Annotated in this window: 3 protein-coding genes; 1 reads left to right on the top strand and 2 read right to left on the bottom strand. The window is 55.2% G+C overall.

Annotated features, from left to right (window positions below; genetic code table 11):
- Nucleotides 1-61: 61 nt before the first annotated feature.
- Together istB and istA are read right to left on the bottom strand one after the other, a co-directional pair.
- Nucleotides 62-874: an IS21-like element helper ATPase IstB gene (gene istB, locus ACP5PX_RS07380; protein WP_428085325.1), complete on the bottom strand. Its 813-nt coding sequence runs from the start codon at nt 872-874 to the stop codon at nt 62-64.
- Nucleotides 867-2,342, bottom strand: a complete 1,476-nt coding sequence (gene istA, locus ACP5PX_RS07375; protein ID WP_428085324.1) for an IS21 family transposase — start codon at nt 2,340-2,342, stop codon at nt 867-869. The genes istB and istA overlap by 8 nt, the downstream gene beginning before the upstream one ends.
- Before the next feature lie 570 nt (nt 2,343-2,912).
- On the opposite strand from istA, the gene ACP5PX_RS07370 reads away from it, so the two are divergent.
- On the top strand, nt 2,913-4,151 hold the full coding sequence (locus ACP5PX_RS07370; RefSeq protein WP_428085323.1) for an IS110 family transposase: 1,239 nt from the start codon (nt 2,913-2,915) through the stop codon (nt 4,149-4,151).
- Nucleotides 4,152-4,342: the final 191 nt, after the last annotated feature.

The raw sequence follows: 4,342 nt of genomic DNA, 5'->3' as shown, positions 1-4,342 counted from the left end.
AGGTTTCCCAGTGAAAATTGACCCACCCATTGGCGTAAATTTTACCATATAGTCCCTTTTTCTAAAAGAGGTGGCTTGAATTTGAGGCGGCTAGGTCATCGCTCGTCACCCCCTTGTCTTCTTGGGGCGGTTTGGAACGGTCCAACTTATCACGGATACGATAGCTGGGACCATTAATGGCAAAGATGTGACTGTGGTGCAATAAACGGTCAAGAATCGCCGAGGCGATTACGTCATCGCCAAAAACCTGTCCCCAATCAGCAAAAGGTTTGTTCGTGGTCAAGATGATCGATCCCTTCTCATAGCGGCGGCTGACAAGTTGAAAAAAGAGATTAGCCCTCTGGGAATCCATGGGCATATAACCCAATTCGTCACAGATCAGGAGGTCTAGTCTAGCCAAGAAGTCCAGTTTTGCGCCTAAAGACCGGTCGACGGTGGCGGCTATGAGTTGGTCCAAAAGGGCCGTGCTATGGATAAACAGGACCCGTTTCTTGGCGGCACAGGCCTTCAGGCCCAGGGCGATAGCCAAATGGGTTTTTCCTACCCCCGGTGGGCCGACCAAAAGGACATTTTCGGCTCGATCCAGAAAACCGAGCTGGGCCAATTCTTTGATTCTGGCGGCAGAAAGGCCGGGCTGAAAAGCGAAATCGAAGCTTTCCAGGGTTTTAATACTGGGGAAGCGGGCTTTGGCAATCCGGGCATTTATCGAGCGGTCGGTTTTGGCCGCTATTTCCTCGTCGACCAACCGGGCCAAAAAGGCGGTATAACTCATCTGGCTTTTGGCCGCCGTCTGGGCTTCCTCTTCGAAGATGGCCGCCATGGTGTGTAAGGAAAGCCGTTTGAGCTGAGTTTTCAAACGTTCAATCTCAGTCATGCCCATTACCTCCCGAAAGAAGATCCTGGTAAACAGAAAGATCGGCCCTGACCGAGATCGAAGGTAGGCCCACGATGGGTGCCGGCCCTCTTTCCGGGGGCATCTCCAGAGGATTTTCCTGCTCCAGGAGGCCGGCGATAAAGCTATGGGAGAAGGTGTTGTACTCTAAAGCTAAAGAAAAGGCCTTCTCCATGGTCTTAGCCGGGTAATTTTCGGCCAAAGCCAGGATGGACCGTAGGTGAGTCACAAGGTGCAGCTTCTGTTGCGCCGAGAGCTTCTCCAAAAACAGCTGTTGCTGGGGGAAACGTTCCAGGAAGGCCTGCTCCAAAAGAGCCCGTGTCTTTGGAGTTCCTTTGCGCAGGCCGCGGTAGTGATCTTCCACCAGGATGATCGCTCCTTTTCGCGGGCTCAAGGGGTGGCTGGCAATGAGCTTCCCTTCCTGGTTACGGACCAAGAGCTTGGCGCCTTGAGAAGTACGGACCCAGACCTGCTTGCCGGCATACTGGTAAGGGACGCTGTAACGACTTCCCTCAAAGGAGATTAGGCAATCCCAGCTAACTTTGCGGAATTGTTCCTGAGTCCCCACGAAACGGCCGGGTGGCAGGGGAGTGAGAGCGGCCCGTTCCCTTTCAAAACGGTCGATCGGTCGTTCTTGGGTCGTACTGTGGACCAAAAGATCGAGCTCTTCGCTCTCAAAACGCTCAAGCTCCCGGCAAAAATGCTCAAAGCTTTCAAACTCGCGACCCTTAATGAAATGCTCTTCGAGGTAGTAAAAGGGGCGTTCAACCTTCCCCTTGGTCCTGGGCCGGCCAACCCGGCAGGCTACCGGCTGGACTCGATAATGGCCGCAGAACTCCAGGAAGCGGCGATTCCATTGAAAAGATTGGGGGTTGGGGTTAACGACAAAGGCCTTCGGGTTGTCGATAAGAAGTTCCTTGGTCACCCCGCCGAAATGCCAGAAACCTTCTTCAATCGCCTCAAAGATTGAGGCTTGGGTTTCGTCAAGACTGGCCCAGTAGTGCTTCCGTCGGGAGTAGCCTAGAACGAGGCCGTAAACGATCACCCTGGTCAAAATACCACCCAGCTTGACGGTATAGGTCGACCAATCGAATTGAGCTTGCTGGCCCGGTGCCGTTTCGTAACGTTCGGAAACTTTGTCGCTGGGCTTTTCAGCGGCGAGCTTCTTTAGATACCGGTAAAAGGCGGATTGCGACCCCTGATACCCCAGCTGACGCAGTTCCCGCAGGATTCTGGTACCGATGAAATGCTTTTTGTAATACATCTCCCTGATAGCCTCGGTGAAAGGCTCAAGCTGGGGATTCGCCTTAGCGGCCCGCTTGTATTCGGGTGGTCCGTCCTGCGCCAAGGCGCGTCTAACGGTATTGCGAGAGATCCCTAATTGTCTGGCAATGGCCCTGATACTAACCCCTTTCACCCGCAAAAACCGAATACTGGCCCACTCATCCACGGAGATCAACTCCCTTCCCCCCTTGTATGCTACTCTTAGAACCTCGCTAGTTTACTTTTTGTAGGATCTTTCGTATGAACACCATTCCCCTTGCCCCTCTTCCCCGAGAGATTTTTTAAATCGTTAAGGGGAGGGGGGTGTGGGGGGAGGGGTCCGCGCGGGCATGTGGATATGTGGATATGTGGATAACTCCAAAGGCCCACGCGACCTCCCTTTCGTCACAGGTCCCACCAGTTTCCAAGAATCGCTATTTACTTTTTCGGGTTGCCCTCGCACAATGGTCTTAGGACCATTGGAGGAAAGAAGCTTTTGCCCCCCTGCAGGACGATGACGGTCTTTTATCCGGAGTCACTGCTTTGCTGAGACCGCTTTCCTCGGCCAGACGTTATTTGCCAACACGCTGGTTGCACACCCGGATCCAAGATGGGCGCTGGACTCAGCAGATCCAGCGGTGCACCCCCACCCCGGGTCAATGCTTATTATCCGCAAGGCTGCCTTCACGTCTGCCTACCGAGGGTGACCCGATCCCTTCCTTGGTCCTCGACTTCGTTGGAGAGGAGGTGAGACCCATTGACTACCATGTTTGTCGGTATCGACGCCAGTAAGCACACCCATCAGGTGCTGGCCATGCACCAGGACGGCCAGGAGGTAGCCAGCTTTCAGGTCGTAAATAACTGGCCCGGGGCTGAACACCTGTGCCGCCATCTGGTTGAACTGGCCAACTCCCACCGCCTGGACCGCCTCGTGGTTGGTATCGAGGCCACCGGCATTTACAGCTGGCACCTTACCCACTACCTGCGCCAGGCTCAGAACCTAGCGCCCCTTAAACCCCTGGTCCAGACCTTCAATCCTAAGGTAATCCAGGGATTCAAGAAGGCCTACCCAGAGCTCCCCAAGACCGACAAAGTCGATGCCTGGATCATCGCCGATCGCCTCCGCTTCGGCCGACTCCCGGCCTCTACGGCCCTTGAGGATCGCTACGAGGCCTTACGCCGCCTTACCCGACACCGCTTCCATTTGGTTTCTGACCTTGTCCGGTCCAAGCAGCGGTTTTTGAACGCCTTGTTCCTCAAGTTTAGTAGCTTCATCCAGGATAAACCCTTTGACCAACCCTTCGGTACAGCCGCCCTGGATATCATCCTCGGCGAGGAAGGCCCAGAAGCTTTGGTCAGTACCCCCCTGGAAGAGCTGACTACCCGCTTGATCCGCTTGAGCCACGGGCGTTTTCAAAATCCGGAGAAGGTGGCGGCCGCCGTCCAGAAGGCAGCTCGGAGCTCCTATCGCCTGCCCAAGGCCATGGCCGATCCTGTTAACCTGGAACTGGCCACCAACTTCCGTCTTATCCGGACCCTGGAATCCCAGATTAAAGCCTTGGACAAGCCCATCGGGGAACTTTTGGCCACCATCCCCAACACCCTCCAATCGGTTAAGGGGATTGGACCGGTCTTTGCTGCCGGGATCATCGCCGAAATCGGCGACATCTGGCGTTTCCCCAATCATAACGCCCTGGCCAAGTATGCCGGTCTGGTCTGGTCCCGCCACCAGTCCGGGACCTATGAATCGGAGCATACCCGTCTGGCTCAGTCTGGGAACCGCTACTTGCGCTACTACCTGGTAGAAGCCGCTGCCAGCGTCGCGGTGCACGACGCCGAATTCCAGCTTTACTACCAGCGCAAGCGCTCCGAAGTCAAGATCCATGCTCATAAACGTGCCCTTGCGTTGACGGCTCGAAAACTGGTCCGGCTGGTCGACCATCTGCTGAGGTCCAACCAGCTCTACAACCCATCCGGCCCACCCCGCCGGCGGTAGGTGGGGTTAGGCCACCGCCCTTGACCTACAGATTCTGGAAGTATCTGTGGGCTTGGTCTGTTATGCCTTTTTCGCCTAAAAACCTTGATAAATCTACCGACTTATGTCACCTAGACCCCTTGACATATCACCGCTGGTCTCTCGGTCAAGGCCGGAAACGGGCATAGTCTTCCGGATGATCCAGATCGGTC

It is taken from the genome of Hadarchaeum sp. (SeqCode) (genome assembly GCF_049969415.1).
In the GTDB taxonomy this organism is placed as follows: Archaea; Hadarchaeota; Hadarchaeia; order Hadarchaeales; family Hadarchaeaceae; genus Hadarchaeum.
This window is presented reverse-complemented; position numbering and strand designations above follow the sequence as displayed.